The following is a 1,378-nucleotide window of genomic DNA, read 5'->3' as shown; positions in this document are numbered from 1 at the left end:
TGGCCAAAGATACCATGCAGGGAGCTGTAGATTGGATCATCTTCTGGATCTCTGAACTTTGGACGGAGTTGGCCATGTCTTTCAACGAACAGATCCAGAGGAACCTGCCTGAAGTTGCTGTGTTCGTCACGCTGGAGCTCAGCAAGTCGGCGTGGCTTCTGGCTGCGCAGGCCATCCCGAGCGGAAAGACGTCCGCCCACCGTCTCGGTGGCGGCGACGTGAGTGGTCTGCTCGCCCTGCTGCGCCGCCTGCAAGAGCGCGAACAACGCAGCTCTGGCCGGGAGGTGGCAATCATCCTCGGCTACGAGGCGGGCTATGACGGCTTCTGGCTGCAGCGCCGGCTCTCGGCTGAGGCGCTCACCTGCTTCGTCATGGATCCCGGCAGCCTACAGGTCGACCGCCGCGCCAGGCGGGCCAAGACCGATCGGCTCGATGCGGCCATGCTGCTGCGGGCCCTGACGGCATGGTGCCGCGGTGATCACGCCGCTTGCCGCATGGTCCAGGTGCCCTCGGTCGAGCGTGAGGACGCCCGGCGGACCCACCGCGAGCGCCAACGGCTGATCGCCGAGCGGGTGCAGCACGTCAACCGGATCAAGGGCCTGCTCGCCACGCAGGGCGTCTACGCGTTCCAGCCCCTGCGGCGTGATCGCTGGGAGCGCCTGAAGGAGGTGCGCACGGGGGACGGACGCGACCTACCCCAGCGCCTACGCGGTGAGATTGAACGCGAGTTCCGGCGCTTGGAACTCGTGCTCGAACAGATTGCGGCAGCCGAGGCCGAGCGTGATGCTGCCGTGGCGAACCCGGCGATCGAGGATGCCGACGCTGAGAAGGTGACGCGTCTCGCCCGGCTTGGCGGTATTGGCACCGAATTGGCCACGGTGCTGGTCCGCGAGGCGCTGTACCGGCCGTTTGACAACCGCAAGCAGGTGGCCGCCTACGCCGGCCTCACGCCGAGCCCATATGCCAGTGGCGACCGGCAGCGCGACCAGGGCATCTCCAAGGCTGGCAACCCACTCCTGCGCAAGTCGATGATCGAGCTGGCTTGGCTGTGGCTGCGCTATCAGCCGGGCAGCGGGCTCGCGCGCTGGTTCGTCGAACGGGTTGGAACGGGGCGCGGGCGCATCCGCAAGATTACGGCGGTGGCCTTGGCGCGCAAGCTGCTGGTCGCTCTGTGGCGCTATCTCGCTACCGGCCTAGTTCCGGAGGGAGCACGCCTAAAAGCGATCTGAGACACGAGGTTCGTCCGCTGGCCGGTCGACGGCGCGCCGGACGAGCGGGGCAGGTGTGTGGCCGGAGCTCGACGGGGTTTGCTGCCGTCGCCAAAGATGGGTCCCGCTACCCTGAGCCGGTTCGCCTCGCATGAGGCATCTTGGTTAGG

The 1,378-nt window shown here is 67.1% G+C and carries 1 protein-coding gene; it reads left to right on the top strand.

What is annotated here, in order from left to right:
• Positions 1–74 precede the first annotated feature (74 nt).
• Positions 75–1,229 carry an IS110 family RNA-guided transposase gene (locus WDW90_RS37110; RefSeq protein WP_336492724.1) on the top strand — a complete coding sequence of 385 codons (1,155 nt, stop codon included), beginning with the start codon at positions 75–77 and terminating at the stop codon, positions 1,227–1,229.
• Positions 1,230–1,378: the final 149 nt, after the last annotated feature.

This window comes from Methylobacterium nigriterrae, assembly GCF_037106235.1.
Lineage (GTDB): Bacteria > Pseudomonadota > Alphaproteobacteria > Rhizobiales > Beijerinckiaceae > Methylobacterium > Methylobacterium nigriterrae.
This window is presented reverse-complemented; position numbering and strand designations above follow the sequence as displayed.

Coding starts and splice junctions, on each gene's coding strand:
- WDW90_RS37110 (WP_336492724.1), top strand. CDS start 75: ATGTCTTTCAACGAACAGATCCAGAGGAACCTGCCTGAAGTTGCTGTG.